Origin of the sequence: Caulobacter sp. 17J80-11 (assembly GCF_014349105.1) — a bacterium.
GTDB lineage: Bacteria > Pseudomonadota > Alphaproteobacteria > Caulobacterales > Caulobacteraceae > 17J80-11.
Genome location: NZ_JACSJI010000021.1, coordinates 35,626 through 61,364 on the forward strand (window position 1 = coordinate 35,626; position 25,739 = coordinate 61,364).

At 71.0% G+C, this 25,739-nt stretch carries 26 protein-coding genes; 8 read left to right on the top strand and 18 right to left on the bottom strand.

Features of this window, described 5'->3' with window-relative positions; genetic code table 11:
* Positions 1-5: 5 nt before the first annotated feature.
* From H8B08_RS17075 to H8B08_RS17090, 4 genes are read right to left on the bottom strand one after another with little or no spacing between them, the layout of a single operon-like run.
* Entirely contained in the window at positions 6-647 is a 642-nt protein-coding gene (locus H8B08_RS17075; protein ID WP_163263129.1) for an ABC-type transport auxiliary lipoprotein family protein, read from the bottom strand.
* Complete coding sequence (locus H8B08_RS17080) at positions 647-1,585, bottom strand: MlaD family protein (protein ID WP_187451401.1); 939 nt, start codon at positions 1,583-1,585, stop codon at positions 647-649. Before H8B08_RS17080 ends, H8B08_RS17075 begins: the two co-directional genes overlap by 1 nt.
* Positions 1,585-2,382 carry an ABC transporter ATP-binding protein gene (locus H8B08_RS17085; RefSeq protein WP_187451402.1) on the bottom strand — a complete coding sequence of 266 codons (798 nt, stop codon included), beginning with the start codon at positions 2,380-2,382 and terminating at the stop codon, positions 1,585-1,587. Before H8B08_RS17085 ends, H8B08_RS17080 begins: the two co-directional genes overlap by 1 nt.
* Positions 2,379-3,491, bottom strand: coding sequence for an ABC transporter permease (locus H8B08_RS17090; protein WP_187451403.1), 1,113 nt, complete (start codon positions 3,489-3,491; stop codon positions 2,379-2,381). Before H8B08_RS17090 ends, H8B08_RS17085 begins: the two co-directional genes overlap by 4 nt.
* 304 nt (positions 3,492-3,795) lie before the next feature.
* Between H8B08_RS17090 and H8B08_RS17095 the strand changes: the two genes are divergently transcribed.
* A complete protein-coding gene (locus H8B08_RS17095) occupies positions 3,796-6,210 on the top strand; it encodes a UDP-galactopyranose mutase (protein ID WP_222934559.1) in 2,415 nt (804 codons plus the stop codon).
* 27 nt (positions 6,211-6,237) lie between these two features.
* On the opposite strand, the gene H8B08_RS17100 is transcribed toward H8B08_RS17095, so the two are convergent.
* Positions 6,238-7,329, bottom strand: a complete 1,092-nt coding sequence (locus H8B08_RS17100; RefSeq protein WP_187451404.1) for an NmrA family NAD(P)-binding protein — start codon at positions 7,327-7,329, stop codon at positions 6,238-6,240.
* A gap of 190 nt (positions 7,330-7,519) precedes the next feature.
* Between H8B08_RS17100 and H8B08_RS17105 the strand changes: the two genes are divergently transcribed.
* The gene (locus tag H8B08_RS17105; protein WP_187451405.1) at positions 7,520-8,038 is read left to right on the top strand and encodes a helix-turn-helix domain-containing protein; all 519 of its coding nucleotides are present in this window, start codon (positions 7,520-7,522) and stop codon (positions 8,036-8,038) included.
* Here the strand turns inward: H8B08_RS17105 and H8B08_RS17110 are convergent.
* On the bottom strand, positions 8,008-9,465 hold the full coding sequence (locus H8B08_RS17110) for a UdgX family uracil-DNA binding protein (RefSeq protein ID WP_187451406.1): 1,458 nt from the start codon (positions 9,463-9,465) through the stop codon (positions 8,008-8,010). The genes H8B08_RS17105 and H8B08_RS17110 overlap by 31 nt on opposite strands.
* On the bottom strand, positions 9,462-10,712 hold the full coding sequence (locus H8B08_RS17115) for a putative DNA modification/repair radical SAM protein (RefSeq protein WP_187451407.1): 1,251 nt from the start codon (positions 10,710-10,712) through the stop codon (positions 9,462-9,464). Before H8B08_RS17115 ends, H8B08_RS17110 begins: the two co-directional genes overlap by 4 nt.
* A gap of 134 nt (positions 10,713-10,846) precedes the next feature.
* On the opposite strand from H8B08_RS17115, the gene H8B08_RS17120 reads away from it, so the two are divergent.
* The 3 genes from H8B08_RS17120 to H8B08_RS17130 are packed head-to-tail and all read left to right on the top strand — an operon-like array spanning position 10,847 to position 14,535.
* On the top strand, positions 10,847-11,902 hold the full coding sequence (locus H8B08_RS17120; protein WP_187451408.1) for a Fe(3+) ABC transporter substrate-binding protein: 1,056 nt from the start codon (positions 10,847-10,849) through the stop codon (positions 11,900-11,902).
* 6 nt (positions 11,903-11,908) lie between these two features.
* On the top strand, positions 11,909-13,525 hold the full coding sequence (locus H8B08_RS17125) for an iron ABC transporter permease (protein ID WP_187451409.1): 1,617 nt from the start codon (positions 11,909-11,911) through the stop codon (positions 13,523-13,525).
* Positions 13,522-14,535 (top strand): ABC transporter ATP-binding protein, encoded by a 1,014-nt coding sequence (locus H8B08_RS17130; protein ID WP_187451410.1) that lies wholly within the window; start codon positions 13,522-13,524, stop codon positions 14,533-14,535. Before H8B08_RS17125 ends, H8B08_RS17130 begins: the two co-directional genes overlap by 4 nt.
* Before the next feature lie 196 nt (positions 14,536-14,731).
* Here the strand turns inward: H8B08_RS17130 and H8B08_RS17135 are convergent, their stop codons facing one another.
* From H8B08_RS17135 to H8B08_RS17160, 6 genes are all read right to left on the bottom strand, one after another.
* Positions 14,732-15,121, bottom strand: a complete 390-nt coding sequence (locus H8B08_RS17135) for a VOC family protein (protein WP_187451411.1) — start codon at positions 15,119-15,121, stop codon at positions 14,732-14,734.
* Positions 15,122-15,188: 67 nt separating this feature from the next.
* Complete coding sequence (locus tag H8B08_RS17140; RefSeq protein WP_187451412.1) at positions 15,189-16,268, bottom strand: Glu/Leu/Phe/Val dehydrogenase; 1,080 nt, start codon at positions 16,266-16,268, stop codon at positions 15,189-15,191.
* An 86-nt stretch (positions 16,269-16,354) separates the two neighbouring features.
* The gene (locus H8B08_RS17145; protein ID WP_255500923.1) at positions 16,355-17,302 is read right to left on the bottom strand and encodes an alpha/beta fold hydrolase; all 948 of its coding nucleotides are present in this window, start codon (positions 17,300-17,302) and stop codon (positions 16,355-16,357) included.
* A 56-nt stretch (positions 17,303-17,358) separates the two neighbouring features.
* A complete protein-coding gene (locus tag H8B08_RS17150) occupies positions 17,359-17,943 on the bottom strand; it encodes a uracil-DNA glycosylase family protein (protein ID WP_222934560.1) in 585 nt (194 codons plus the stop codon).
* On the bottom strand, positions 17,940-18,218 hold the full coding sequence (locus H8B08_RS17155; RefSeq protein ID WP_187451414.1) for a YkvA family protein: 279 nt from the start codon (positions 18,216-18,218) through the stop codon (positions 17,940-17,942). The genes H8B08_RS17150 and H8B08_RS17155 overlap by 4 nt, the downstream gene beginning before the upstream one ends.
* Positions 18,196-18,477, bottom strand: a complete 282-nt coding sequence (locus tag H8B08_RS17160; protein ID WP_187451415.1) for a DUF3253 domain-containing protein — start codon at positions 18,475-18,477, stop codon at positions 18,196-18,198. The genes H8B08_RS17155 and H8B08_RS17160 overlap by 23 nt, the downstream gene beginning before the upstream one ends.
* Positions 18,478-18,537: 60 nt before the next feature.
* Between H8B08_RS17160 and H8B08_RS17165 the strand changes: the two genes are divergently transcribed.
* The gene (locus tag H8B08_RS17165) at positions 18,538-18,987 is read left to right on the top strand and encodes a PaaI family thioesterase (RefSeq protein WP_187451416.1); all 450 of its coding nucleotides are present in this window, start codon (positions 18,538-18,540) and stop codon (positions 18,985-18,987) included.
* Positions 18,988-18,994: 7 nt separating this feature from the next.
* Here H8B08_RS17165 and H8B08_RS17170 read toward each other — a convergent pair whose 3' ends face one another.
* The 3 genes from H8B08_RS17170 to H8B08_RS17180 form a co-directional block, all read right to left on the bottom strand.
* On the bottom strand, positions 18,995-19,681 hold the full coding sequence (locus tag H8B08_RS17170; protein ID WP_187451417.1) for a glutathione S-transferase family protein: 687 nt from the start codon (positions 19,679-19,681) through the stop codon (positions 18,995-18,997).
* Positions 19,682-19,945: 264 nt separating this feature from the next.
* Positions 19,946-20,353, bottom strand: coding sequence for a very short patch repair endonuclease (locus H8B08_RS17175; protein WP_187451418.1), 408 nt, complete (start codon positions 20,351-20,353; stop codon positions 19,946-19,948).
* Between the two features lie 188 nt (positions 20,354-20,541).
* Positions 20,542-21,024, bottom strand: a complete 483-nt coding sequence (locus tag H8B08_RS17180; RefSeq protein ID WP_187451419.1) for a peroxiredoxin — start codon at positions 21,022-21,024, stop codon at positions 20,542-20,544.
* 118 nt (positions 21,025-21,142) lie between these two features.
* On the opposite strand from H8B08_RS17180, the gene H8B08_RS17185 reads away from it, so the two are divergent.
* Together H8B08_RS17185 and H8B08_RS17190 are read left to right on the top strand one after the other, a co-directional pair.
* Complete coding sequence (locus tag H8B08_RS17185) at positions 21,143-21,727, top strand: YqgE/AlgH family protein (RefSeq protein ID WP_187451420.1); 585 nt, start codon at positions 21,143-21,145, stop codon at positions 21,725-21,727.
* Between the two features lie 90 nt (positions 21,728-21,817).
* Positions 21,818-23,416 carry a pentapeptide repeat-containing protein gene (locus H8B08_RS17190; protein ID WP_222934561.1) on the top strand — a complete coding sequence of 533 codons (1,599 nt, stop codon included), beginning with the start codon at positions 21,818-21,820 and terminating at the stop codon, positions 23,414-23,416.
* A 33-nt stretch (positions 23,417-23,449) separates the two neighbouring features.
* On the opposite strand, the gene H8B08_RS17195 is transcribed toward H8B08_RS17190, so the two are convergent.
* Both H8B08_RS17195 and H8B08_RS17200 read right to left on the bottom strand, forming a co-directional pair.
* Positions 23,450-25,114 carry a bifunctional diguanylate cyclase/phosphodiesterase gene (locus tag H8B08_RS17195; RefSeq protein WP_187451421.1) on the bottom strand — a complete coding sequence of 555 codons (1,665 nt, stop codon included), beginning with the start codon at positions 25,112-25,114 and terminating at the stop codon, positions 23,450-23,452.
* Between the two features lie 29 nt (positions 25,115-25,143).
* Positions 25,144-25,731, bottom strand: a complete 588-nt coding sequence (locus H8B08_RS17200; RefSeq protein ID WP_187451433.1) for a GNAT family N-acetyltransferase — start codon at positions 25,729-25,731, stop codon at positions 25,144-25,146.
* Positions 25,732-25,739: the final 8 nt, after the last annotated feature.

Here is a 25,739-nt window from a genome sequence, read left to right on the forward strand (position 1 = left end):
CTGCCCTAGCGCTGGGCCGCCGCCGCGCCTGCGGTCGCGGTCGCGTCGGTCCAGCCGACCAGTTCGCCCAGCGCCTGGTCCATCGCCGCCTGATAGGCCGGCACGATCGCCCGCACCCGGTTCTCGTTCGCCCGTTGCTCGACGCGGATGGTGCGCTCGCCGATCAGCTTGCGGTCCGGGAAGCGGACCAGCTTGGCGTCCATGGACAGCACGATGGTCGGCGCGGCGTTGGCGCCGTTGTCGTAGCGGGCCGCGAACTCGCGCACGTCGAGATCCAGGATCAGCGGCGCGCCGTGCTCGCCGCGGCCGGCCTGCAGGCGCACGTTGCGCGCCTGGTTCGAAAAGGCGCCGTCCAGCGCCTCGACGAACAGAATCTGCGCCGGGGCGACCCAGCGGGCGTCGGCGATGTAGGCGGCTTCCGGCCCGGTGAAGGTCAGGATCCGGTCACCGGCCGCCGCCCGCGGAAACTCGGTCGGGGCCAGGGCCACGTCGATGCGGGCCGCCTCGGGCGCGCCGCCGGCCTGCGCCGCCGCGGCGGGCGGCGACAGGCGGTAGAGCTGCACCGGCTCGGATTTCGGCAGCAGGCTGACGCAGCCGGCCAGGCCGGCCGACGCCGCGGCGAGGGCCAGCAGGGAAAGCTTCTTCATCACCGCGGCACCTCTTTTTCCTTGGCCGGAGCCTTGCTGATCAGCGTCTGCGGGCTGGCCTGCGCTTCGGAGGCCAGACGGTTGAGGGTGTCGGCCGCCTCCTGCAGCGACGTCGCCGCAGCGGTCATCTGGGGCAGGCCGGTCGTCGCGAACTCCGTGGTCGGGCCTTCCAGCTTGGCCGTGACCGCGCGGATGTCCTTGGCCGCCGCGTTGATCTCAGCCGCGGCGCTTTCGATGTTGGCCAGGGCGCGCTTGCCCTCCCCGTCGGTCAGGCTGCGGCCCGACTTGGCCAGGGCGGCGAACTCGTCGGCGGCGACGCCGGCCTTTTCGATGGCCGCCTCGGCCTTGGCCAGCACGGCCTTTCGTTCGTCCAACTCGGCGCTGATCGATTGCGCATGGGCCATGGTCGAGGAAAAGGCGGCGATGTTCTCGTCCGACAGCACCCGGTTGACGCGGTTGAGCGCGTCGATGGCGCGGGCCAGCACGTCGCCGCCCCCGGTCAGGAGCTCGCTGATCGGGCTGGGCTGGCTCTGGATCACCGGCACCACGTTTTCGGGGTAGAGCGCCTTCAGAAGCTTGGCCTCGGGCGTGCCGGCGGTGATCTGGATGTAGTTCACGCCGGTGATGCCCTGCGGCTCCAGCTGGGCGCGCGAGTCGGTCTTCACCGGCACGTCGGAAGTCATGCGCACGCGTGCGATCACCCGGTCCGGATTGCGTGGATCGAGGTTCAGGTCGGTCACCTCGCCGACCTTGATGCCGTTGAAGTGCACCTCGCCGCCTTCCGACAGGCCGCGCACCGGTCCGTGGAACAGCACGTCGTAGACGTCGTAGTCGCGCGCGAACTGGAAGCGCGCCAGCCAGACGGCGAACAGCGCCATGCCCACGAGGAGCACCAGCGTGGCCAGGCCGACCGCCGCGTAGTGGGCGTTTCTTTCCATCAGCGGGTTCCCCCTGCGGCGCGTGCGGCGGCTCGGCCGCGCGGGCCCAAGAAATACTCCCTGATCCAGGGATGGGTCGATTGTTCGAGTTCACGCGGCGGCGCCACCGCGACCACCTTGCCGTCGGCCAGCACCGCCACCCGGTCGCAGACCGCGTAGAGGCTGTCGAGGTCGTGGGTGATCATGAAGACCGTCAGGCCCAGGTTGGTCGCCAGCTCGCGGATCAGCGTGTCGAACGCCGCCGCCCCGATCGGGTCGAGGCCGGCGGTCGGTTCGTCCAGGAACAGCAGGTCCGGATCCAGCGCCAGGGCGCGGGCCAGGCCCACGCGTTTTCGCATGCCGCCCGACAGCTCGGCCGGACGGCGATGCAGCGCCTCCGGGCCGAGACCGACCAGAGCGATCTTCATCTCGGCCAGGTCGTCGGCCATGGCGCGCGGCAGGGTGGTGTGCTCGGCCATCGGCGCGGCCACGTTCTCGCGCACGGTCAGGGCGGAGAAAAGCGCGCCCTGCTGGAACAGCACGCCCCAGCGCTCCTCGATCTCGGCGCGTTCGCGCGCCTTCAGCCTCGACAGCTCGCGGCCGAACACCCGGATTTCGCCGGCGTCGGGCCGGTGCAGGCCGAGAATGCTGTTCAGCAGCACGGTCTTGCCGGTGCCGGAGCCGCCGACCACGCCCAGCACCTCGCCGCGCTCGACCGTCAGGTCGACGCCGTTGTGGACGACCTGATCGCCGAAACGGTTGACCAGGCCGCGCACCTCCACCGGCGGCGCGTCGGGATCGAGGCCGGGGTCGCTCAAATCCCCGCCTCCAGGTAGATGAGCGCGAACACCGCATCGACGGCGATGATGGCGAAGATCGCCTGCACGACCGCCGAGGTGACCCGCCGGCCCAGCGATTCCACGTCGCCGCCCACGGCCATGCCCTGGCGGCAGCCGATGGCCGCGACGATCAGGGCGAACACCGGGGCCTTGGACATGCCGACCCAGAAGTGCATGGCGCCCACGTTCTCCTCGATGCGCTGCAGGAAGAAGGCGGGGCTGAGGTCCAGCTTGGCCCAGACCACCAGGGCGCCGCCGATCAGGCCGGTCACGTCGCCCACGAAGGTCAGCAGCGGCGTCATCAGCAGCAGGGCCGCCACCCGCGGCATCACCAGCGCCTCGAACGGATCGACGCCCATGACCTTCATGGCGTCGACCTCCTGGTTCATCTTCATCGCGCCGATCTCGGCGGCGAAGCTGGAGGCGGAGCGCCCGGCCAAGAGAACGGCGGCGATGACCACCGAGAACTCGCGCAGGACGGCGATGCCGATCAGCTCGACGGCGAACACCGACGCCCCGAAGGTCATCAGCAGGTCGGCGCTGAGGAAGGCCACCACCGCGCCGATGAAGAAGGTGGTGAGCGCCACGATCGGGATGGCGTCCAGTCCGGCGCGCTCGGCCAGGCTGAACCACGCGGCCCAGCGGATCCGGCGCGGATCGACCAGGGTGCGCAGGCCGACAAGGCCCAGGCGCCCGTTGAAGGCCAGGTTGCGATAGAACTCGGCGCCGAAGTCGGTGACCCCGCGCCCGATCTTCTGCAGCGAGCCCTGAACGGGGTCCAGCCGCCGGCGCGGGGGCGGCGCCTGGCACTCGACGCCGGCGACCAGGGTGAGGATCTGCTCCGCTTCCGGACGGTCGCGGAAATCGGCGGGGTCCACATGGCCGCCGGTGGCCTTCAGCAGGGCGAAGGCGCCGGCGGTGTCGAAGCGACCGAGCTCGCGAAGGTCGATAGCGCCCGGCGCGCGGCCGCGCAGCGCGCGGGTCAGGCGCGCCGTCGCCCCGCCGAGCGCCGTCGCGGTCCAGTCGCCCGTCAGGGCCAGGGTCGCGCCGTCCGGCCCCGAATCGATGCGGAAGTCCGCAGCCTGCATGTCGCACCCATACCAGAGCTCGACCAAAGCCTTAACGCGCAGGTCCGGTCCAGCTTAACGTCGCTTGGCCGTAGCCGTTCCTTTGAGACCAGAATCCCACAGCCGCAGTTCTCAACGCCCGGGCCAGAACTTACCTAACGACGTTTTCTGGACAACTCGGAGACGAGTCGCAGTGATCTGGGAGGTTCGAAAAGTATCTCTCAGGACGTTCGCACAGTAGCGCTTTCCGTTCGCAAGTGCGGAACCGGTCCGGCTTCGACCGTGTTGTGCCGCCAGTATCCTGGCCGCGACGTGCTGAGAAAACATGATCTGGCTCGATTCGACGTCATCCGCCCGTCCGGCCGCCCATGACGTCCCAACTCTCGACGCGTGCCCCCCGGGCGCCGCGCCGCTGATCTGCTTCACCCATCTCCGCTGGGGCCGCGTGCAGAGCCGCACCGGCCATCTGATGAGCCGCTTCGCCCGCAACCGCCCGGTCTACGTGGTCGAGGAGCCGCGGCCGGCCGATCCCGACCGCGGCCCGTCGCTGGACATGGCCTCGGGCGCGCCGGGCGTCTCGGTGGCCACCCCGCGCCTGCCCGCGGGCCTCGACGGCTGGGGCCGCGACGTGATCCTGCGCCAACTGCTGGACGAACTGCTGGACCAGCACGTCCCGGCCGACCCGGTGTTCTGGTACTGCACGCCGACCATGCTGCCGTTCTCGCGCCATCGCGACCCGGCGGCGGTGATCTACGACTGCGCCCATCCGGTCGCCGCCTCGCGCCTGGGCGAGGACGAGCTGCGCGAGCTGGAGAGCGAGCTTTTGGGCCGGGCCGACCTGGTGTTCGCCGGCGGCTGGAGCCTGTTCGAGGCCAAGAAGGCGCGCCGCCGAGACGTCCACCCCTTCCCGCCCGCCGTCGACCGCGCCCACTTCGCGACCGCGCGTGGCGGGCTTCCCGAGCCGGCCGACCAGCAGGCCATTCCCGGGCCGCGCCTGGGCTGGTTCGGCGCGATCGACCGGCGGCTGGACCTCGGCCTGCTCGCCGCCGTCGCCGACGCCCGTCCGGCGTGGAACATCGTGCTGGTCGGGCCGGTGATCGGCCTGGCCGACGAGGAGCTGCCGCGCCGGCCCAACCTGCACTACCTCGGCGCGAAGCCCTACGCCGACCTGCCCGCCTACCTGGCCGGCTGGGACGTGGGCCTGATCCCCTTCGCCCGCGGCGCGGCCGCCCGCTTCGCCTGCCCGCCGCAGACGGCCGAGTATCTCGCCGGCGGCCGACCGGTGGTGGCCACGCCGCTGGTCGACCTGGTGCGCCACTGGGGCGAACTGGAGGCGGTGCGCGTCGCCGCCACACCGGAGAAGTTCGTCCAGGCCTGCCAGACCGCGCTGGACATGTCGGCCGAACCCGACGGCGGCGCCTGGCGCGCGCCGGCCGACACGGCGCTGGCCGAAAGCTGCTGGGATCTCACCCACGCGCGCATGGCGGAGCTGGTGGAAGGCGTGGTGTCCGCCCGCCGCCCGGTCTCGGCCCCCTTCCTGCGCGAGATCGTCTCCGCCCCGGCCGTGCGCCCGTCGGCGCGCCGGTCGCACTACGACGTGCTGGTGGTCGGCGCGGGCATGGCCGGCGCGGTCGCGGCCGAACGGCTGGCGGCCGAAGGCGGCAAGCGCGTGCTGCTGATCGACCGCCGCCCGCACCTGGGCGGAACCGCCTACGACCACCTGGACGCGGCCGGCATCCGGGTCGGCAAGTACGGCGCGCACGTGCTGCACACCGACCGCTCCGACGTCTTCCACCACCTGTCGCGCTTCACCGACTGGCGGCCCTGCGCGCCGCGGGTGCTGACTTCCACCGACGGCAAGCTGGTCCCCTCGCCGATCAACCGCACAGCCCTGAACGCCCTGTTCGGCCTCGACCTGGCCGGCGAGCAGGAGGCGGCCGCCTTCCTGGCCGCGCGCACGACGCCCGCGCACGCGCCCCGGACCGCCGAGGCGGCGGCCCTGGCCCGGCTGGGACCGGAGCTCTACGAGAGCGTCTTCCGCGGCTGGGCCCGCAAGCGCTGGGGCGTCGATCCTTCCGCCCTGCACAGGCGCGCCGCCGCCCGCGCCGAAGTGCGGCTGGGGGACGACGACCGCTATTTCACCGACACCTTCCAGGCCGTGCCGGCCAAGGGGTTCGGGCTGATGTTCGAGAACCTGCTGGATCACGACGGCATCCACCTGGAGCTCGACGTCGAGTTCGAGGACGTGCGCCGCGAGGTCGTCTACGACCACCTGGTCTTCACCGGCCCGCTGGACGGCTATTTCGAGCACCGGTTCGGCGAACTGCCGTTCCGCTCGGTGCGGTTCCGCCACGAGACCCTGGACCAGGAGTGGCATCAGCCGGCCGCCGTGGTCGAGTTTCCGTCCGAGGACACCGCCTGGAGCCGCATCGTCGAGCACAAGCACCTCACCGGCCAGGTGCACCCGAAGACCAGCATCACCTACGAACAGCCCGGCGGCGCCGGCGACCCGTTCTATCCGGTGCCGACGCCTGAGAACCTGGCCCTGCACCGCCGCTACGCCGCCCTGGCGCGGGCCCAGCGGGACGCGACCTTCATCGGCCGGCTGGCCTCCTACCGCGAGCTCAGCCTCGGCGAAGCCGCCGCCCAGGCGCTGGCCGCCTCGCGCCGGCTGATCCGGCGGGGCTTGCGACACCCCGCCGAAGAGGATCAGCTCACCGCGGCGGCGTTGGCGATCTGACGTCGGCCGCCGTGCCCGCGGCGCCCCTTACAACCTGCCGCGTCGCTGGTCCTCGCCGATCTTGAGGATCGAGTGCTTCTGCAGGGTCTCGGGCTGAACCCGCTCCCACAGCCCGCCCAGGCCGGCCTCTCTCCCCCGTTGCTCCTCCCGGCGCAGCCACTCCTCGACGGTCCTGATCCGGCCTGGGTGGACTTCGTCCAGCAGGGCGTAGTCGCGTTTGATGATGTCGTGCTTCCACTGGTTCCAGAACCCGGTGAAATTGTCCCGGAAGCTCATCGTGCTCTTGTCGTCGGGATCGGCGTTGTATCCGGCGGGCTTGTCGGCGGACGCCTTCAACGGGCCGTTGAAGTAGTCGTCCAGGCTCGTGTCGACATATCTGGCGGGATGTCCCGTCACCCGCTCGAAGGCGGCGGCGAGATCGGCATACCGGACGGGCTCGATCGCGACCTCGAGATCCATGCCGTTCGCGCGCGCCGGGTTGTCGAACAGCCAGCGGACATAGTGGGCGCAGTCTTCGAGGGCGACGTGCACGACCGCGCCGTCCCCCAGCGGCACCCTCCAGGTCACGACGCCGTCCTCGACGGTCGGCGTCATGGGCGTGCGCGACGAGACGACCATCTCCATGTACGGGCCGGTGGTGAAGAGGGCCGCGCCCATCCGGTCTCGGTTCACCTGGTTCTGGAACAGGATCCACTCGCCGATGCGGCCCTTGCCGTCATAGTGGCCGGTACGGAACCTGGAGTCGTAGCCGCCCTTCTTCAGGGTGTAGTCCAGGTTGCCGTAGACGAAGAACTTGACGCCCTCCTCGAGAGCGATCTCGTAGCAGCGGATCGCCCAGTACATTTCCGTCTTCTCGCCGGTGTTGAAGCCGTCGATGTTGACGTAGGCCCCGTCGCACGCGCGAAACCCCTCCCGCAGAACGGCTTCATCCGCGAACGACCCTTCCAGGATCGACACCTCGCCCATGTCGAGAAGGGACTTGGCGCGCGCCGATCCGGCGTCGCGCGTGAGGGCGAGAACGGAGTATTTGCCGTCGCCGACGAGACCGCGGACGACGGGCAGGCCTTGCGCGCCCGTCGCGCCGATGACGAAAATCCTGGAGACGTTCTGGGATGACATGGTCCATTGCTCCGTTCGTGTTCGCAAGATCTGACGACGCCGAGACGCGCCCTCGGCTGGTCACGACGCGTCGCCGGCGAAAAAGGGTAAGCCTGGGTGACCAACGGTCATAGGCATGCGGCAGCCCTTCACAACCAGGCGGGATGTGATATCTTAACTCTCATTATCAGAGTCAAGAAGGCTGGCGCCGATGCGTTCGAAAAGTTTCGAGGGGATGGTTTGCCCGATCGCCGGCGCGCTGTCGGCGATCGGCGATCGCTGGGCGCTGCTGATCCTGCGCGACCTCCTCGCCGGCATCAGCCGCTACGACGATTTCCGGCGATCTTCCGGCGTGACCAACGCGACGCTCAGCGACCGGCTGAAGCACCTCGAGGGCGCCGGCCTGATCGAGCGGCGGCGGTATCAGACCGGCCCGGACCGGTACGAATACGCGCTGACCTCGAAGGGGCGGGACATCGCCGCCTTGATGCCGGTGCTCGCCGAGCTCGGCGATCGATGGGGCGTGTCGGGCGCCGCCGAACCCCCGCTGCGGTTCGTGAACCGCGCCACGGGGGCCGCCGTGCGGCCGGGGTTCATCGATCAGGAGACGGGCCAGCCGGTGAGCGCGGGAGACGTGAAGGTCATGGAAGGGCCCGGCGCCGATGACGTCACCCGCTGGCGGCTGTCCCACCGCCGTCGTCACGCCCCCGAGGAAGCCCCCTCGGCGTGAGAGCCGCCCGCTAACTCCCACGCCGCGCGCAGGTCGGCCACGAACAGCTTCCACGCCCTGGCCCGGTCCTCGTGGCTGGGCAGGCGCAGCAGGTAGGCCGGGTGGACGGTGATCAGGCCCTGCGCGTCGCCCAGGTCGAACGGATGGCCCCGGTCCTTGGACACCGACACCGGCCGGTCGAACACGGCCTGCCCGGCGGTCGCGCCCAGCGCCACGATCACCTTCGGCCGGACCAGCCGCCGCTCGTTTTCCAGCCACCAGCGGCAGGCGCGGATCTCGCCGACGTTCGGCTTGGCGTGGATGCGCCGCTTGCCGCGCGGCTCGTGCTTGAAGTGCTTCACCGCGTTGGTGACGTAGGTCTCGGCGCGCGGCACGCCCGCCTCGGCCAGGGCCTTGTCGAACATCTGCCCGGCCGGCCCGATGAACGGCTTGCCGGCCAGGTCCTCCTGGTCGCCGGGCTGCTCGCCCACGAACATCAGCGCCGCGCGCGCCGGCCCCTCCCCCGCGACGCCCTGGGTGGCGTCGCGCCAGAGATCGCAGCGCCGGCAGGCCTGCACCGCGGTCCACACGTCCGCGACCGAGGTCGGCACGTAGGCGTCGTCGAAGGTCCCGTCGCGCACGCTCCTGGCCACCGCCCGGGCGGTGCGCTTGGACGGTTCGGTGTGGGGCGCGCCGACCATGGTCTCGGCCCTCGTCGCGGCCTGCTGGATCAGTCGGGGAATGACCTGGGCCTCGGGCAGGTTCCGCCACAGGGACTTGGGCATCTGGGCGGTCATGGCCTTCACCTTCAGCCGGGCCGGGTTGAAGGTCGCGGCGAAATACGCGCGCCAGACGTCCTCCTGGGCGTCGTCGGCGGGGGCCTCTTCGCGGCTGACGCCAGGCGAGAAGCTAAGGGCTTCGCCGTCCCAGCTGGCGCACGCGTCCGGGGTCAGCACCGCCCAGCGCATGTTGGCGAACCGCTCCACGAAGAACGGCGCGGCGCGCGCCAGCACCCGGTGCTCCGGCTCGATCCAGGCGACGTAGGCGGCCCCCTTGTCGTCCTCGACCTCGCGAAAGCGGACGTACTGCTTGAGGCGGTAGGCGGCCCGCTCGACCCCCTTGCGCAGCTCCATGGCCCGCGCCACGTCGGCGTCGGTCGCGACGTGCATCAGGCCCGGCTCGTTCCGAAGCCGCCAGAGCAGCCGGTACAGCAGGGCGAAGCGCGCCGGGTCCCGGTGCAGGACCACATCGCGCGCCAGCTCGACGAACTCGCGCGGGACCGGGAAGGCGCAGTCGCCGTCGGCGACCGTTACCTCTTCGCCCAGCTGCGCCTGCTCGCCGGCCGTCCAGGCGACCGCCTCCGGCGACACGCCCGCCGACCGCAGCGCCCGGGCGGCCCGGCGCCAGCCGCCGAAGTCGGTCTCGTGCGCCAGCCGGACGATCTTCACAGCGCCAGGCTCAGCTGCTGGGGCTCGGGCGGTTTCGCCGCCACGAGCTTCGCCTTCAGATCGGCCCGGTCGGTCAGGCCGCCGGGCGACCAGTCGGCGGCGATCACGAACGGACGCACCCTGGCGATCGAGGCGCAAACCCGCGCCACGTCCTCCAGCCGCAGCCGCCGCCAGCGCCGCGAGGCGATCAGCTTGTCGACGCTCTTCACGCCCAGGCCCGGCACGCGCAGCAGCACCTCGCGCTCGGCCGTGTTCAGGTCGACGGGAAAGCGGTCGCGGTTCTGCAGCGCCCAGGCCAGCTTCGGGTCGACCGCCAGGTCCAGCATGCCGTCGACGCTGGAGCCGGCTATCTCGGCCTGGGTGAAGCCGTAGAAGCGCATCAGCCAGTCGGCCTGATAGAGCCGGTGCTCGCGCATGAGCGGCGGCTGGGCCAGCGGCAGCCGGGCGCTGGAGTCCGGGATCGGGCTGAAGGCCGAATAGTAGACCCGCGACAGGCCGTAGCCGGCGTAGAGCGCCTCGCTGCGGGCCAGGATCTCGTCGTCCCGGGCCGCGTCGGCGCCGACGATCATCTGGGTGGACTGGCCGGCCGGGGCGAAGCGCTTCGGCTGGGCCTTGGTTTTCGGATCGGGTTTGGCGCTCTCGCGTCCGAGGCGCACCAGGCCCATGGCCTGCTTGATGGTGCGGACGTCCTTCTCCGGCGCGAAGGCTTTCAGGCTGTCCTCGCGCGGCAGCTCGATATTGGCCGACAGCCGGTCGGCGTAGAGCCCCGCCTCCTGCACCAGGTGCGCGCTCGCCTCGGGGATCAGCTTCAGGTGAATGTAGCCGCGGAAATCGTGGTCCTCGCGCAGGCTGCGCGCCACTCGCACCAACTGCTCCATGGTGTAGTCGGAATCCCGGATGATCCCCGACGAGAGGAACAGCCCCTCGATGTAGTTGCGCCGGTAGAAGCTGAGGGTGAGGTCGACGACCTCCTGCACCGAGAAGCGGGCGCGCGGCACGTTGCTGGACACGCGGTTCACGCAGTAGGCGCAGTCGTAGACGCAGAAGTTGGTCAGCAGGATCTTCAGCAGGCTGACGCAGCGCCCGTCCGGGGTGAAGGCGTGGCAGATGCTCTTGCCGTCGGTGGAGCCCATGCCCTTGCCGTCCAGCGAGGTGCGTTTCTTGGCGCCGGACGAGGCGCAGGACGCGTCGTACTTCGCCGCGTCGGCGAGGATCTCCAGCTTACGCTTCAAGTCGAGAACGGCCATGTTCTTAATATGTTCTCATCGCGAGGCGAACGCCAGCGCCGCCGTGGCCTGCGCGCTTGCGTCACACGCTATTGCGAGCCGTTCGCAACCGTGTCAGGAACGCCCCGTTCCCCTGCCGGGCCAAGGTGAAGAGCATGCGCCAGTTTGGAAAAGCCCTGTCGACGGCGAGCGCGCTCGTCCTGTCTTTCGCCGTGCTGGCCGGCTGCGGCCCGCGCAAGGAGGCCGAAGTCCCGACCAAGGGCGAGCTGAACCTCTACACCGCCCGCCACTACGACGCGGACCTTGAGCTCTACAAAGCCTTCACCAAGGCCACGGGCATCAAGGTCAATCGCCTGGAGATGGGCCCCGACCAGCTGATCGAGCGCATGAAGGCCGAGGGCGACGCCAGCCCCGCCGACGTGATCCTGACCTCCGACGCCGGCGCCCTGTGGCGCGCCGAGCAGGCCGGCCTGTTCCAGCCGATCCAGTCGGCGGTGCTGAACGAGAAGATTCCGGCCGGCCTGCGCGATCCGCAGAACGAGTGGTTCGGCTTCTCCCGCCGCGCGCGGGTGATCGCCTACGACAAGGCCAAGGTGAAGCCCGAAGAGGTCGCCACCTACGAAGCGCTGGCCGAGCCGCGCTTCAAGGGCAAGGTCTGCGTCCGCTCCTCGGACAACGTCTACAACCTGTCGCTGATGTCGGCGCTGATCGAGCGCTGGGGCCAGGACAAGGCCCTGACCTGGGCCAAGGGCGTGGTCGCCAACATGGCCCGCCCGCCCCAGGGCGGCGACATCGAGCAGATCAAGGCGATCGGCGCCGGCGTCTGCGACGTGGCCCTGACCAACACCTACTACTATTTGCGCCTGGTCCGCTCGGGCGACGCCGGCGACAAGGCCACCGCCGAGAAGGTCGCCCTCTCCTTCCCCAACCTGGACGGCCACGGCACCCACGTGAACATCTCCGGCGGCGGCGTGGCGCGCTACGCCCCGCACAAGGACGCCGCCGTGAAGTTCCTGGAGTTCCTGGCCACCGACGAGGCCCAGGAGATCTTCGCCGGCGCCAACAACGAGTACCCGGCCGTCGCCTCGGTGAAGCCGCCGGCCCTGGTCGCCCAGTACTCGAACTTCACCGCCGACCCGATGCCGGTCACGACCTACGGCGCCCGCCAGGCGGAGGCTCAGGCCGTGTTCGACAAGGCCGGCTGGCGCTGACGGCGGATGGCCGACGTCCAGCCCCTCTCGCCGACGCGCCTGCGCCGCCTGTCCAAGCCGTGGACCGGGCTGCAATGGGGCGCGCTGGTCGCGGCGGTGCTGGCGATCACGCCCCTGGTCGCGGTGATCGCGCTGGCCGTGTTCGGCGGCGAGGCGCGCGCCAGCGCCCCTGAGCTGATCGCCCGCTACGCCCTCAACTCCGCCGTCCTGGCCGCCCTGGTCGCGCTTGGCGCCGGTTCGGCCGGCGCTCTGGCCGCCTGGCTGGTGGTGATGCACCGCTTCCCGGGGCGGAGCTTCTTCGCCTGGGCGCTGGCCCTGCCGCTGGCCGCGCCGGCCTTCCTGCTGGCCTACGCCTACGCCGACCTGTTCGACGCCGCCGGCCCGATCCGCACCGCCTTCCGCGCGGCGTTCGGAACCGAGCTGCCGCTGAACATGCGCAGCCTGCCGGGCGCCGCCTTCGTGCTGTCGGCGGCCTTCTATCCGTACGTCTACCTGACCGCGCGCACCGCCTTCGTGAACCAGTCGGTGGCGGCGCTGGAGGCGGCCCGGACCCTCGGCTGCTCGCTGCGCCAGGCCTTCTTCCGCGTGGCCCTGCCGCTGGCCCGCCCGGCCCTGGCCGCCGGCATGGCGCTGGCGGTGATGGAGACCCTGGCAGACTATGGCGCGGTCAACTTCCTCAGCGTGCAGACCCTGACCACCGGCGTGGTGCGGGCCTGGTCGGTGTTCGGCTCGACCGTCGCCGCCGCGCGCCTGTCCCTGCTGCTGATGGGCGCGGCCGCCGTCCTGCTGATGATCGAGCGGGCCAACCGCAAGGGCGCGGGCCACGACAGCGGCGCCGCCCGCTGGCGCGCCCTGCCGACCCTCGAGCTGAAGGGCGCGAGCGCCTGGGGCGCAAGCCTGTTCTGCCTGACCCTGCTGACGCTGGGCCTGCTGCTGCCGGCCGGCTGGCTGGCCTGGCGCGGTCTGTCGGCCGTGCCGGAGGCCCCGCGCCTGCTGCTGGCCGCCGCGCACTCGCTAAGCCTGTCCCTGGCCGGCGCGGCGGTCACGGTCGTGCTGGCCGCGGTGATCGCCTTCGGCGCGCGCGGCCACCCGCTGGCCCCGCGGCTCGCCAGCCTCGGCTACGCCACGCCCGGCGCGGTCATGGCCATCGGCCTGCTGGCTCCGGCCGGCTGGCTTTGGCGCGGCTTCGAGGGCGCGGTGTCGGGCTTCGGCGCGGGCGTGGGCCTGCTGCTCTACGCCTACGCCGCCCGCCTGATGGCCTCGGCGCTGGAGCCGATCGACGCCGGTCTGTCGCGGATCACGCCCTCCATGGGCCGGGCCGCCCGCACCCTGGGCGAGACGGAGACGGGCGCGGTGCGCCGCGTGCACCTGCCGATCGCCAAGGGCGCACTGCTGACCGCGGCTCTGCTGGTGTTCGTCGACGTGCTCAAGGAGCTGCCGGCGACCCTGATCCTGCGGCCCTTCAACTTCGACACCCTGGCCGTGCTGGCCGACAACTACGCCGCCGACGAGCGCCTGGCCCAGGCGGCCTGGCCCGCCCTGCTGATCCTGCTGGTCGCCATCGGCCCGGTGATCGTCCTGACCCGCCGCGTGGCCCACTCGCGGCCCGGAGCCCCTTCATGAGCGTCGCCATTTCCGCCGAGGGCGTCCGTCGCGCGTACGGCGACAAGACCGCGGTCGACGGCGCCGACCTCAAGCTGCACCGCGGGCGCATCACCTGCCTGCTGGGCCGCTCCGGCTGCGGCAAGAGCACCCTGCTGCGCCTGATCGCCGGCCTGGAGCCGCTGGACGGCGGGCTGATCCGCTCGGGCGAGCGGGTGCTGTCGGACGGCCCGGTCGAGGTCCCGCCCGAGCACCGCGACCTGGGCTTCGTGTTCCAGGACTACGCCCTGTTCCCCCACCTGACGGTCGAGCAGAACGTGGCCTTCGGCCTGAAGGGCAAGCCTGCGCGGGAGCGCAAGGAGATCGCCCAGACCCAGCTGCGGCGCGTGCGCCTCGCCGATCGCGCGGGCGCCTATCCGCAGGCCCTGTCCGGCGGCGAGCAGCAGCGCGTGGCCCTGGCCCGTGCGCTGGCGCGCGAGCCCTCGGCGGTGCTGCTGGACGAGCCGTTTTCGGGGCTGGACGGGCGACTGAAGGCGGAGGTGCGCGACGCCACGCTGCACGCCCTGCGACACACCAACGCCGCCGTGCTGATCGTCACCCACGACGCCGAAGAGGCGCTGATGATGGGTGACGAATTGGCCCTGATGGACGCCGGGCGCATCCTGCAGACCGGCAGCCCGCACGACTGCTACCACGCGCCCGTTTCGATGACCGCCGCGCGCCTGCTGGGCGAGGCCAACGCCCTGCCCGCCCAGATCACCGACGGCGTGGCCGTGACTCCGTTCGGCCGCCTGCCCTCGGTCGGCGACGGCGCGGCGACGGTCATGGCCCGCCCCGAGGCCCTGCGGCTGGACGGCGAGGTTCCGGCACGGGTGACCGCCGCCCGCTTCCGCGGCGCGATGACCGAGCTGACCCTGAAAGCCGGCGAGCACGTCGCCCACGCCCACGTGCCCTCGCGCGGCGCGCCAAAGGTGGACGATACCGTGCACGTCGGCCTCGACCCGCATTTCTGCGCGGTGTTTGCAAATTAAGGTCCCTCTCCCGGTCGGGAGAGGGAGGGGCCCGCGCGGCGACAGCCGCGTGGGAGGGTGAGGGAAACGGGAGCGCACAGGACCTTGCGCCAAGGCCGCCGCCGTCCATAACCCCTCATCCTCCCGCGCTGACCTCCGCGCTACGCGCTCCGGTGCGCGGGCTCCGTCCTTCTCCCTCCGGGAGAAGGCGCAACCGTCACGCCGCGTTCGGGTCTTCCTGCATCAGGCCGAAGATGTTGCCTTCGGTGTCCTTGACGTAGGCCAGCCAGCCCACGCCCTGCACGGCCATCTTCGGCACGGCGATCTCGCCGCCGAGGCCCAGCGCCTTGACGACATAGGCCTCGGTGTCGTCCACGCCCATGGTGCAGACGTACCCGATCACCGGATGCGGGGTCTGGCGGTCCAGCGGGCCGCCCATGCGCTTGAGCAGGCCGCCGTCGATGCCCGGCTGATCCTCGCCGGTCTTGATCAGCCAGTAGTCGTGCTCGCCCCACTTCTGGAACGACCAGCCGAACAGCTGCTCGTAGAAGCCCTTGGCCCGGACGGGATCGTCGGCCTGGATTTCGAAGTGGACCGGACGCGGCATGGGGCTCCCCCTTGCGGAAGAGCCCCATAGACCATGGTTCGCGGAACGGCGCGAGCGCCGCTCGGATTTAGGCCGCGGCGCGCGCGTCGCGGGCGGCGGCGATGCGGGCGCGGGCGATTTCGCCGGCGATCTCGTGGGTCGGGCGCTTTTCGCCGACCGAACGCTGCAGGACTTCGTCCAGGGTGATCATCAGGCGGGCCAGCTTGCCCTCGACCCACTTCGGATCGTAGGCGCCGCCGGCCTTCAGCGCGTTGATCTCGGCCGCCACGTTGATGATGCCGCCGCCGTTGACGACGTAGTCCGGCGCGTAGATCAGGCCCTGCTCGAACACCCGGCGGCCGATCTCGTGGCTGGCCAGCTGGTTGTTGGCGGCGCCGACGATGGCCTTGGCCTTCAGGCGCGGCAGGGTGTTTTCGTTGATCGCGCCGCCCAGCGCGCAGGGGGCGAAGATCTCGGCGTCGACGTCGAAGATCTCTTCCGGCTTCACGATGGTGGCGCCGGTCTTCTCGGCCACCGTTTTCAGGGTGGCTTCGTTGACGTCGGTGATCACCAGCTTGGCGCCGGCCGCGTGCAGCTTCTCGGCCAGGTAGCCGCCGACGTGGCCCACGCCCTGAACGGCGACGGTCACGCCCGACAGGTCGGTGGCGTTCCACAGGCGCTTGGCGACCAGCATGGCGCCACGGAAGACGCCTTCGGCGGTCGTCGGGCTCGGGTCGCCGGAGCTGGCCGGGGTGCCTTCCAGGCCGGCCACGTACTTGGTGGTGCGGCGGGCCGAGGCCAGGTCGGCCGGCGAGATGCCGACATCCTCAGCGGTCCAGTAGGCGCCGCCCAGGCTGTCGACCATGCGGCCGAAGGCTTCGAACAGGGCCGGCGACTTCTGGGTGCGGCTGTCGCCGATGATCACCGCCTTGCCGCCGCCGAGCTCGAGGTCGGCCACGGCGTTCTTGTAGGACATGCCCCAGGAGAGCTTCAGCACGTCGTCCAGCGCGGCTTCGGCGCTGGCGTAGGGCCACATGCGGCAGCCGCCGCAGGCCGGGCCGCGCGCGGTGGAGTGCACCGCGATGATCGCCTTGAGGCCGGTTTTTTCGTCGTAGAACGAGTGTACGCCTTCGTGATTCTCGAAAGCGGGGGAATCGAACAGGGTCATTTCCGGCTGCCTCGGGCAGAGTGGAACGAATTTGCGCGGGGGTTACGCTGTCACAGCGAGGCCCGCAAGCCGCGCTCGTCGACTAATCAGCGAAAAGTTGGGCCGTTCGGGGGCGTGGGCGCGCCGGGAATGGCGGGCGCCCCGGACAGCAGCGGGGCGGCCGGATCACGCAGGAAGCCGACCACGTCGCGCCAGACGGTCTCGGCCTGATAGTCGCGCAGCAAGACGTGCCAACCGTTTGCGTAATACGCCGAGCGGTCGGTAGGCTTCAGCTGGTGCGCCGCCTGGAAGGTGGGCTGGTGCGGAATGATCTCGTCGTGCTCGCCGTAGAGATAGGCCACGGGTGCGCGCACGTAGCGCAGGCTCGCGCGGGCCTGCTCCATCAGGTTCATCAGGCCGTAGACCGCGTCCGGCCGCGTACCCCAGATCATCAGCGGGTCGCGGCCCATGCGGCGCAGCTCCGGCATGTTGTCGGAGGCCACGATTCGCCGGGCGAAGGTTTGCGGCGGCTCGATCGCCTGGTCCCCGACCGTGTGGGCCGCGAACCAGACGGCGACGCGGTTGATCACCGGCTGGGCCGACCAGCCCCAGATCGCGGGGGCCAGCAGCACCAGCCGGTCGGCGTCGGGCGGCCGGTCGGCGAAGGCGGTGATGGCCACCGCCCCGCCCATGCTCTCGCCGGCGACCGCGATGGTGGCGTGCGGGTGGCGCTTGCGCAGCAGGCCGCACAGGGTGCGCAGATCTTCGGCCATCAGGGCCCGGCCGCCCCAGACGCCGCGGTCCGGCGCCCGGCCGAAGCCGCGCTGGTCGTAGGCGTAGGTCGTGATCCCCTGCTTGGCCCACCACGGCCCGGCCATCCAGAAGGCGGCGGCGTAGTCGTTCATGCCGTGCAGGCCGACGATCACCGCCCAGGGCTCGCCCTCGGCCGCCCAGGTGCGCAGCGGCAGGCGCGCGCCGTCGAAACTGACGAAGGTCCGCGGCTCCAGCCGCGCCCCGTCGAATCCCGGCGGAGGCTGCCGGGCTGACTGCACCATGGGCGCGCAGGCCGTCAGGGCCGACGCGCCCGCCAACATCGCGAGCCGGCGCGTAATCATGTGGTCAAGATACCGCTCACCCTTGCTCTCAGGTAAGGCACGATCTCGCGATCAAACCATGGGTTTTTCTTGAGCCAGCTGGTGTTGCGCCAGGACGGATGCGGCAGCGGCACCACGCCGGGCGCGTACTCACGCCAGGCCCGCACGGTCTCGGTCATGTTGGCCTTGGCGGTCGGTCCCAGCGCCCAGACCTGGGCGTGCCACCCCACCAACAGGGTCAACTCGACCTCCTTCAGCTCGGACAGCAAGCGCTTGCGCCACAGCTCGGCGCAACGCTTGGGCGGGGGATAATCCCCACCAGCCGGGTTCGTTCCTGGAAAGCAGAAGGCCATGGCCGCCACGCCGATGCGCGGGTCGCCGTAGAAGGTCTCGGAATCCACGCCGAGCCAGTCGCGCAGGCGGTCGCCGGACGGGTCGGTGAACGGCTGGCCGCTCTCGTGCACGCGCCGTCCCGGGGCCTGGCCGCAGACCAGCAGGCGCGTCTGGCGCGAGACCATCACCACCGGGCGCGGCTCGTGCCCGAACTCCCCGGCGCAGGCGCGGCAGGCCGAGATCTCCTTCAGCACCTGCTCCAGGCTCAAGCGGCGGCCATCCGGCGTGCGTCGCGGCGCACTTCCTTCGGGATCATCTTCCAGATGACCATGAGGCCCAGGCCCGCCACCACCACGTCGTCCACCTGGCCCAGCACCGGGATGAAGTCGGGGATCAGGTCGATGGGGCTGGCGATGTAGGCCAGCACGCCGAGGCCCGCGAGGCGCGCGGCCCGCGGCGTGCGTGGATCGTTCACGGCGAAGCGGAAGATGTCGATCTGCCGCTTCGCCAGCTTGAAGAACCTAGAGGGTTTCTTCCGCTTCACCGGGTCCTTGCTCCGTCGCTTCGGGCGCCCGCAGGCGGTAAACGCCCTTGAAGGTCTCGGGGTCCGTCGGCTTGCCCTTGCGGGTGATCACGAGGCGCCCCTGGCGCGCCAGGCCCACGGCGGTGGAGCGCACCTGCGGCAGGATCCGCCGCCAGCCCTCGGGGTCGACCGCCTTGGCGACGTCCTCCGGGCCCACGGTCTTGCCGGCGCCCTTGGCGTCCAGCAGTTCGAAAATGGTGTCCTCGACGGATCGGGTCATGACGGGCGGCTCGCGACGGAATATGTGAACGGCGGTAAGCTGAAGGAAGTGGAGCGTTTCATGGCCGACGAAGCCCCGCCCAGGGTGGTCACCGTGACGGAGGGCGAGTTCGCCGGCTGGCGGTACTTCGACACCCACGAAACCTTCGACAGCCTGATCGGGCCCTTCTTCTTCCGGAAGGACGAGGACGGCAAGGCCCGCTGCGCCTTCCGCGCCGAGCAGAAGCACATGAACTCGGGCCAGCGCATGCACGGCGGCTGCCTGATGACCTTCGCGGACATCGCCCTGTTCATGCTGGCCTACGAGGAGATGGAGGGCAGCCGCGGGGTCACCGTGCAGCTCGACTCCACCTTCCTCGACGCGGCCTACGTCGGCGACCTGGTCGAGGCCACCGGCGAGGTCACCCGCGCCGGCCGCTCGCTGATCTTCGTCCGCGGCCAGATCACCGCCGGCGAGCGGCTCTTGTTCACCTTCTCGGGCGTGATCCGGAAATTCCGGCCGAAGGACTGAGCCTGGCCTACTCCGCCGTGGTCGCGCCCCCCGCCTCGAAGGCCTGGGTGCGGCGGTTCAGGTTGCGCCGCCGCTCGCCGCCCGCCACGGCCGCCGGCCGCTCGCGCATGGCCGCGTACCAGCGCTGGACGTTGGCCAGCGTCTCGGGCGGCTGGAACTTGATCAGCCGGGCGAAGTCCAGGCCGGTGACCGCGACCAGGTCGGCCATGGTGAAGCGGTCAGCGACGATGAACTCACGGCCCTCCAGCTGGCGGTCTAGCGCCTTCAGGAAACGCCCGGCCATGGTCTGGTTGTACTCGCCCACCGCCGGCACGGGGCTCTCCAGGGCGGCGAAGGCCGGGTGCGTGTGCCGGGTGGCCAGCATCAGCGGGTTGGCCAGGTAGATCTCGCAGCGGCGGGTCCACATCTCTATCTGCGCCGTCTCCCTGGGATCGCGCCCGAACAGGTTCGGCTGGGGATACAGCGCCTCGAGATAGCGGCAGATGGCGACCGACTCGGTGATGCAGGTCTGGTCGTCGATTTCCAGCGCCGGCACGTGCGAGAGGCCGGCCTTGCTCCGGTACTCCGGCGACTTGTGCTCGCCGGTCAGGATGTCGACCGAGACGATCTCGATCTCGTCCTCGATGCCCTTCTCGGCCATGAACCAGCGTACGCGGCGCGGATTGGGCGCACGGGGGAAATCGTAGAGCTTCAAGGCGGCCTCCCGGGTCTCTTTTGGAAACCTTACGAGCGCGTTCGGGCGCTGGCTAGCGGGAGCGAACAGGCTCGGCCGGTCCGGCGGATGACGACGTTCGCCGAACAGGCACGAGGGCGCACGAAAGTGGCGGCCGAGGGGGCATTCCATGAGCGCGGACGACGCCGTCTCCGTTTCGGCCACAGGGACCAACGATGAGCAGGCCGCCGCAGCCCTGGCCCGGGCCCCGGCCGGCACGCCGAACGCCGGAGATTTCAAGCGCCGCTAGCCGAGCTCGCGCTTCAGCCGCGCCTCCAGCGCGGACGTGTCGCGTAGTTCGCATTCCCAGACGGTGAGCGGGCGCCAGCCCTGGGCTGTCAGCGCGGCCTGGGCCTCGGCGTCACGGGCGCGGTTGCGGGCGATCTTGGCGGTCCAGTAGTCGGCGTTGGCCTTCGGCTGACGCGCGCCGCGCGGGCAGTCGTGGCCGTGCCAGAAGCACCCGTGGACGAACAGGGCGACCTTACGCCCGGGAAACACCACGTCGGGCGAACCGGGCAGGTCGCGCCGGTGCAGGCGATAGCGATAGCCCAGCCGGGTGAGCGCCTTGCGGACCTTCAGCTCAGGACCGGTGTTCTTCTGCTTCACGCGCCCCATCACTTCGGAGCGCTTGGCCGGGGAGAATACGTCCGTCATCCCCCTCTCCTCCCCTGCAAGCGAAGCGCCGCGGGGGAGGGGGACCACGCGTAGCGTGGTGGAGGGGGCGAACCGGCGCAAATTGAGGGCGATCTCATCTCAACACCTCGCGGCGGCGGACGCCCCCTCCACCGCTTCGCGGTCCCCCTCCCCCGTTCCGCTGCGCTTCACGGGGGAGGAGAATTTCCTCAGAGCTGGCCCAGCACGTGCTCGGCCGAGGAGACGCGGAATTCGCCCGGGGCCTCGACGTTCAGCTTCTCGACCACGCCGTTCTTCACCAGCATGGCGTAGCGCTGCGAGCGCTCGCCCATGCCGAACTTGGAGGCGTCCATGGCCAGGCCGAGCTTCTTGGTGAAGTCGCCGTTGCCGTCGGCCAGCATCAGCACGTCCTCGCCCGTGCCGGCGTTCTCGCCCCAGGCGCCCATGACGAAGGCGTCGTTGACCGACAGGCAGGCGATGGCGTCGACGCCCTTGGCCTTCAGGTCGGCGGCGCTGTCGACGAAGCCCGGCAGGTGGCGGGCCGAGCAGGTCGGCGTGAAGGCGCCGGGAACGGCGAACAGCACGACGGTCTTGTCCTTGAACACCTCGTCGGTGGTCATCGGCTTGGGACCTTCGCCCGTCATGGTCATGAAGGTCGCCTCAGGGAGCTTGTCGCCTTCTTTGATGGTCATAGCAGTTCTCCTGGCGGGGCCGCGGGCGCGTCCCGGTCGGGCAGTGAGATAACGGCGCCCGCTCCCGCCGCCAAGCGGGCGGCCTTGCATGGGTTAACGCCTGGGATGATGATGAGCCATGACTGAGCCCGCGCCTGACGAGATCGAGTCCCTGGCCGGACGCCTGCTGATCGCCATGCCGGGCATCAGCGATCCCCGCTTCGAACGCGCGGTGGTCCTGGTCTGCATCCACTCCGCACAGCACGCCATGGGCGTGCGGGTGAACAAGCCGGTGGAGGACACCACGGTCGGCGCCGTGCTCACCCGCCTCGACGTCGGCGGCGCGCCGCGCAACCCGCACCAGCTTGTGCTGGCCGGCGGCCCGGTCGAGACCGAGCGCGGCTTCGTCCTGCACTCCGACGACTACGAGATCCCCGGCTCGACCATGCAGATCGGCGAGGGCCTGAGGCTGACCGCCACCCGCGAGGTGCTGCAGGCCCTGGCCGACCCGGCCGTGGCGCCCAAGCGCTCGATGCTGGCCCTGGGCTACGCCGGCTGGGGGCCTGGCCAGCTGGAGACGGAGCTGCGCGAAAACGTCTGGCTGACCGCGCCGCTGGACCTCGACCTGCTGTTCGACGAGGACCACGACGGCAAGTGGAGCCGGGCGCTGGCGCGCATGGGCATCAGCTCCTCGCATCTGTCGGGTCAGACCGGGCGGGCGTGAGCGCCTCATCCCAAGCGGAAGAACGACGTTCTTGGCGCGCGCCGGTCCTCCGGTCTAGGCTCGCCCGCGAGGGCTGAGCGGGGGGAAGACGTGAAGCTGACGCATCAAGCGGCGCGGCGCCTGCTGGGCGCGACAGCGGCGGCCGCGACCTTGCTGGCCGCCGGCCAGGCCTGGGCGCAGGACGACATGGGTTGCGAGTCCGACACGGTGCAGGCCTTCCGCGTCGAACGAGGCGCGGCCAAGGCCGGCGAGGTCTCGCCCTGGGTCGAGCCGGACATCGTGGTCGACTCCGACCTCACCGATCCGAAGGACCTGAAGCCGTGGTCCGGCAAGTCCGTCGTGATCCACGGCGCCCAGCTGAAGGGCGCGGACCTGTCCCGGATGAAGCTGGACCGGATCTGCTTCGTGGACTCCGACCTGTCGGACACGGTCTGGACCGGGGCGAAGACGTCAAACCTCGTCTTCATCCGCAGCGACCTGACCGGCGCCAACCTGGCCGGCGCGTCCCTGCGCTCGGCCGTGCTGCTGGACAGCCGGCTGGACGGGGCCAAGGCGTCCGGCGCCGACCTGACGCGCACGGCCGCGGCCGGCGGCGGGTTCGAGAACCTCGACCTCAGCGGCGCCAATCTGACCGACGCGTCCCTCTACTGCGGCGTGATCGTCGGCGACTGGAACTGCGAGACCGACGGCGGCATCGACCTGCGCGGCGCGCAGTTGACCCGCACGCACCTGGCCGTCGGCTTCGGCAAGGTGGCCGGCGCGCGTCTGAACGGCGCGAATGTCGAGCTCATGGACCTGCCGCAGCTGCGCGAGGTGGTCCCCGCCGGCCCGGTGACCGTGCGCGCCAGCGCCTACGGCCTGGCGACGGTGAGCCTGTCACCGCAGGAGTGGCGCACCCTGCTGGCCGCCTGGGGCCAGCCCGCGTCCGAGCCGACCGGGCCCAGCTTCGACTGCGCCAAGGCCTCGACCCCGGTGGAACGCCGTATCTGCGACGCGAACGCCTGGGGCGTGGCCGACCTGGATCGGGACCTGGCCGAGGTCTATCGCCTGACCCTGGCCGCCGGCCGCACCACCACGGCCGATCAGCAGCGCTGGCTGGGCACGCGTTCGGCCTGCCTCGATTCCAAGCGGTTCCAGGACGCGGACGACTGCCTGCGCACCTGGTACGCGGCGCGTATCTCCGCGCTGCAGAAGAGCCTGGGCGCGCCCGCCTGGCTGACGCCGGGAACGGAGGCGCTCTACATCAGCGACGACCTGCCGGTGTCCGATGAATTCCGCCGGACCGCCCTCTACCAGAAGGTCCTGCCGGTGATCGTCTCCAGCTCGTGGCAAACGCTCTATGTCCGCGCCGGGGCGGATGGGCGGATGTACGCCTGGGGCGAGGCCTGGGGCGGCAACGGCCACAGCTGCAGCCTGTCGGGACGCGAGAGCGACGGCACCCTGTCCATGGGCGAGAAGAGCGGCTGGTACGGCGGTCCGCGACCCGACTATTCCGAGAAGCCGGGGACCTGGGCAGACGTGTTCCGGCTGTGGGGCGACTACGCCGAGATCAGGCAAGACCAGGACGCGGGCTACGCCAGCTGCGGCGCGCGGGCCAGCTTCGGCGGGCGCCTCACCCGCGTGCCGGCCGGCGACGTGGAATTCGACGGCCTGACCAACATGGAAGGCGACCCGGTCCGGGCGAAGTGAGCCGAGCCGGCCTGCGGCGCAGGCCGGCGCTCGTCACCCGCGCGACTTGATCGGAGCGAAGCCGTCGGCGAGCGACTCGTTGAGGTAGACCTCGGCCTCCTGGGCGGCCAGCGCCGGGGCGTAACCGAAGCCCTGGCCGTAGTGGCAGCCGACCGACAGCAGCTGGCGCGCCAGGGCGGCGTTCTCGACGCCCTCGGCCACCACCTCCAGCGACAGGTCGCGGCCCAGCGCCACGACCGAGCGGACGATCTTGGCCGAGCCGTCGTCCGATCCCATGGTGCGCACGAAGTAGCGGTCGATCTTCAGCGTGTCGAACGGCAGGCGGGCCAGGTAGGACAGCGACGAGAAACCGGTGCCGAAGTCGTCCAGCGCCAGGCTGGCGCCGGCGTCCCGCAGCGCTTTCAGGATCACCGCGGCGCGATCGGGATCGCGCATGATGTCGCTTTCGGTGACTTCCAGCTTCAGCGCGCCCTTGGGCAGGCCGGTCTCTTTCAGTATGCGGCTGACGTCCTGCATCAGGCCGTCGCGCTCGATCTCGCCGGTCGACAGGTTGACGCTGACGAACAGGGCGCCGGCGGTCGGGTGGCGGTGCAGCCACTCGGCCAGCTGCTTGGCCGAGGTCTGCATCATGTGCAGGCCCAGGTCGTCCATCAGGCCCATTTCCTGGGCCAGCGTCAGGAACTCGTCCGGCGGGACGATGCCTTTGCGGGGGTGGCGCCAGCGGGCCAGGGCCTCGAAGCCGGCGACCGCGCCGGTCTCCAGGCTGACGATCGGCTGGTAGAACGGGACGATCTCGCCCTTGGCGAAGGCGTTGCGGAGGTCAGCCTCCATCGCCAGACGCGAGAGGCTGTCGCTTTCCAGCGCGCGGCCGTAGTCGGCCGCCCCGCCCCGGCCGCCGGTCTTGGCGGCTTCCACGGCCAGTTCGGCCCGGCGCAGCAGTTCGGCCGCTTCCGCGGCGTCCGGGCCGCCCTCGGCCTTCACGGCTCCGATGGAGACGGTCGGGTAGATGTCGAAGCCGGCGACCCGCAGCGGCTGCTCCAGCGCCGCGCGCAGGCGGTCGGCCGGCTTGGCGACGCCGTCGGGGGCCAGCACGGCGAACTCGTCCTCGCCGATGCGGGCGGGGATGGCGCCCTTCGGGAAGGCGGCGGCCAGGCGCGAGCCCAGCGCCGCCAGCACCAGGTCGGCGCGCTCGTGGCCGAGCGCCTCGTTCAGGCGGCGCAGGCGATCCAGGTCGGCGACCACCAGCTCGTAGTCGCCCGGCTGGGCCAGGGCCTCGCGGGCGCGCTGCACGAAAGCCCGGCGATCCAGCAGGCCGGTCAGCGCGTCGGTGTCGGAGCCGGCGAACTTCACTTCCAGCGCCGCCACGCCGGCGGCGCGCAGGCCGTCCTCCAGCCACACGCCGCGCCAGATGCAGGTTTCGGCGCCGCGCATGCGCAGGCGCACGGTGATCTCTTCGCCTTCGTCGCGGCTCTTCAGCAGGTGCTCGGCCAGGGCCCGGTCCTGGGGCATGGCCAGGGCGGCGAAGGCCGCGCCGGTGCATTCGGGGGCGAGCGGGCCCAGGCCCAGCGAACGGGTCGCGCCGGTCAGGCGCAAGCGATCTTCGGACGGAGTCCACGTCCAAAGGGCCACGTCGGCGGCGGCCAGCGCCTCCAGTGCCGTGGTCGGATCCCACGCCAAGCTTCTAGACCTGTCGGACAAGCGCGCAGTCCCCGGACACAAAAATCAAGTCACCCCAGCCCAGCCTCCTCCTCGAGCAAGCCGAACAGGAGATGGTCTCGCCATCCGCCGTTAATTTTCAAATAAGCGCGCGCCGTTCCCTCCTCACGGAAGCCGGCTTTCAACAACAAAGCGCGTGACGGGGCGTTGGACGGCAGGCAGGCGGCCTCCAGCCGGTGCAGCCGCAGCCGCTCGAACGCGAAGCGCGTGGCCGCCCGCACGGCCGCCAGGGTGTAGCCCTGACGCGCATAGGGCCGGCCGACCCAGTAGCCGAGGGAGGCGGACTGGGCGACGCCGCGGCGCACGTTGGACAGGGTCAGGCCGCCGACCAGCCGGTCGTCCTCGGCCCGCAGCACGAAGAAGGGGTAGGCGGCGCCGGCGTCCATGTCGCGCGCATAGGCGGCCAGGCGCCGGCGGAAGGCGGCGCGGCTGAGGTCGTCGGCCGGCCAGGTCGGCTCCCAGGGCTGCAGGAAATCCCGGGAGAGGGCCCGCAGCTCGGACCATTCCGCGTAGTCGTTGGAGCGCGGCGGCCGCAGCCGAACGCCCTCCCCCTCCAGCACGAGGGCCGCGTCGGACGAAATCCAGTCCAGGAGGGCCATAGAGGCCA

Bases quoted from the DNA above. Each gene is read 5' to 3' on its own strand.
- H8B08_RS17075 (WP_163263129.1), bottom strand. From the start codon at position 647: ATGAAGAAGCTTTCCCTGCTGGCCCTCGCCGCGGCGTCGGCCGGCCTG.
- H8B08_RS17080 (WP_187451401.1), bottom strand. From the start codon at position 1,585: ATGGAAAGAAACGCCCACTACGCGGCGGTCGGCCTGGCCACGCTGGTG.
- H8B08_RS17090 (WP_187451403.1), bottom strand. From the start codon at position 3,491: ATGCAGGCTGCGGACTTCCGCATCGATTCGGGGCCGGACGGCGCGACC.
- H8B08_RS17095 (WP_222934559.1), top strand. From the start codon at position 3,796: ATGATCTGGCTCGATTCGACGTCATCCGCCCGTCCGGCCGCCCATGAC.
- H8B08_RS17100 (WP_187451404.1), bottom strand. From the start codon at position 7,329: ATGTCATCCCAGAACGTCTCCAGGATTTTCGTCATCGGCGCGACGGGC.
- H8B08_RS17105 (WP_187451405.1), top strand. From the start codon at position 7,520: ATGCGTTCGAAAAGTTTCGAGGGGATGGTTTGCCCGATCGCCGGCGCG.
- H8B08_RS17115 (WP_187451407.1), bottom strand. From the start codon at position 10,712: ATGGCCGTTCTCGACTTGAAGCGTAAGCTGGAGATCCTCGCCGACGCG.
- H8B08_RS17120 (WP_187451408.1), top strand. From the start codon at position 10,847: ATGCGCCAGTTTGGAAAAGCCCTGTCGACGGCGAGCGCGCTCGTCCTG.
- H8B08_RS17125 (WP_187451409.1), top strand. From the start codon at position 11,909: ATGGCCGACGTCCAGCCCCTCTCGCCGACGCGCCTGCGCCGCCTGTCC.
- H8B08_RS17130 (WP_187451410.1), top strand. From the start codon at position 13,522: ATGAGCGTCGCCATTTCCGCCGAGGGCGTCCGTCGCGCGTACGGCGAC.
- H8B08_RS17135 (WP_187451411.1), bottom strand. From the start codon at position 15,121: ATGCCGCGTCCGGTCCACTTCGAAATCCAGGCCGACGATCCCGTCCGG.
- H8B08_RS17140 (WP_187451412.1), bottom strand. From the start codon at position 16,268: ATGACCCTGTTCGATTCCCCCGCTTTCGAGAATCACGAAGGCGTACAC.
- H8B08_RS17145 (WP_255500923.1), bottom strand. From the start codon at position 17,302: ATGGTGCAGTCAGCCCGGCAGCCTCCGCCGGGATTCGACGGGGCGCGG.
- H8B08_RS17160 (WP_187451415.1), bottom strand. From the start codon at position 18,477: ATGACCCGATCCGTCGAGGACACCATTTTCGAACTGCTGGACGCCAAG.
- H8B08_RS17165 (WP_187451416.1), top strand. From the start codon at position 18,538: ATGGCCGACGAAGCCCCGCCCAGGGTGGTCACCGTGACGGAGGGCGAG.
- H8B08_RS17175 (WP_187451418.1), bottom strand. From the start codon at position 20,353: ATGACGGACGTATTCTCCCCGGCCAAGCGCTCCGAAGTGATGGGGCGC.
- H8B08_RS17180 (WP_187451419.1), bottom strand. From the start codon at position 21,024: ATGACCATCAAAGAAGGCGACAAGCTCCCTGAGGCGACCTTCATGACC.
- H8B08_RS17185 (WP_187451420.1), top strand. From the start codon at position 21,143: ATGACTGAGCCCGCGCCTGACGAGATCGAGTCCCTGGCCGGACGCCTG.
- H8B08_RS17200 (WP_187451433.1), bottom strand. From the start codon at position 25,731: ATGGCCCTCCTGGACTGGATTTCGTCCGACGCGGCCCTCGTGCTGGAG.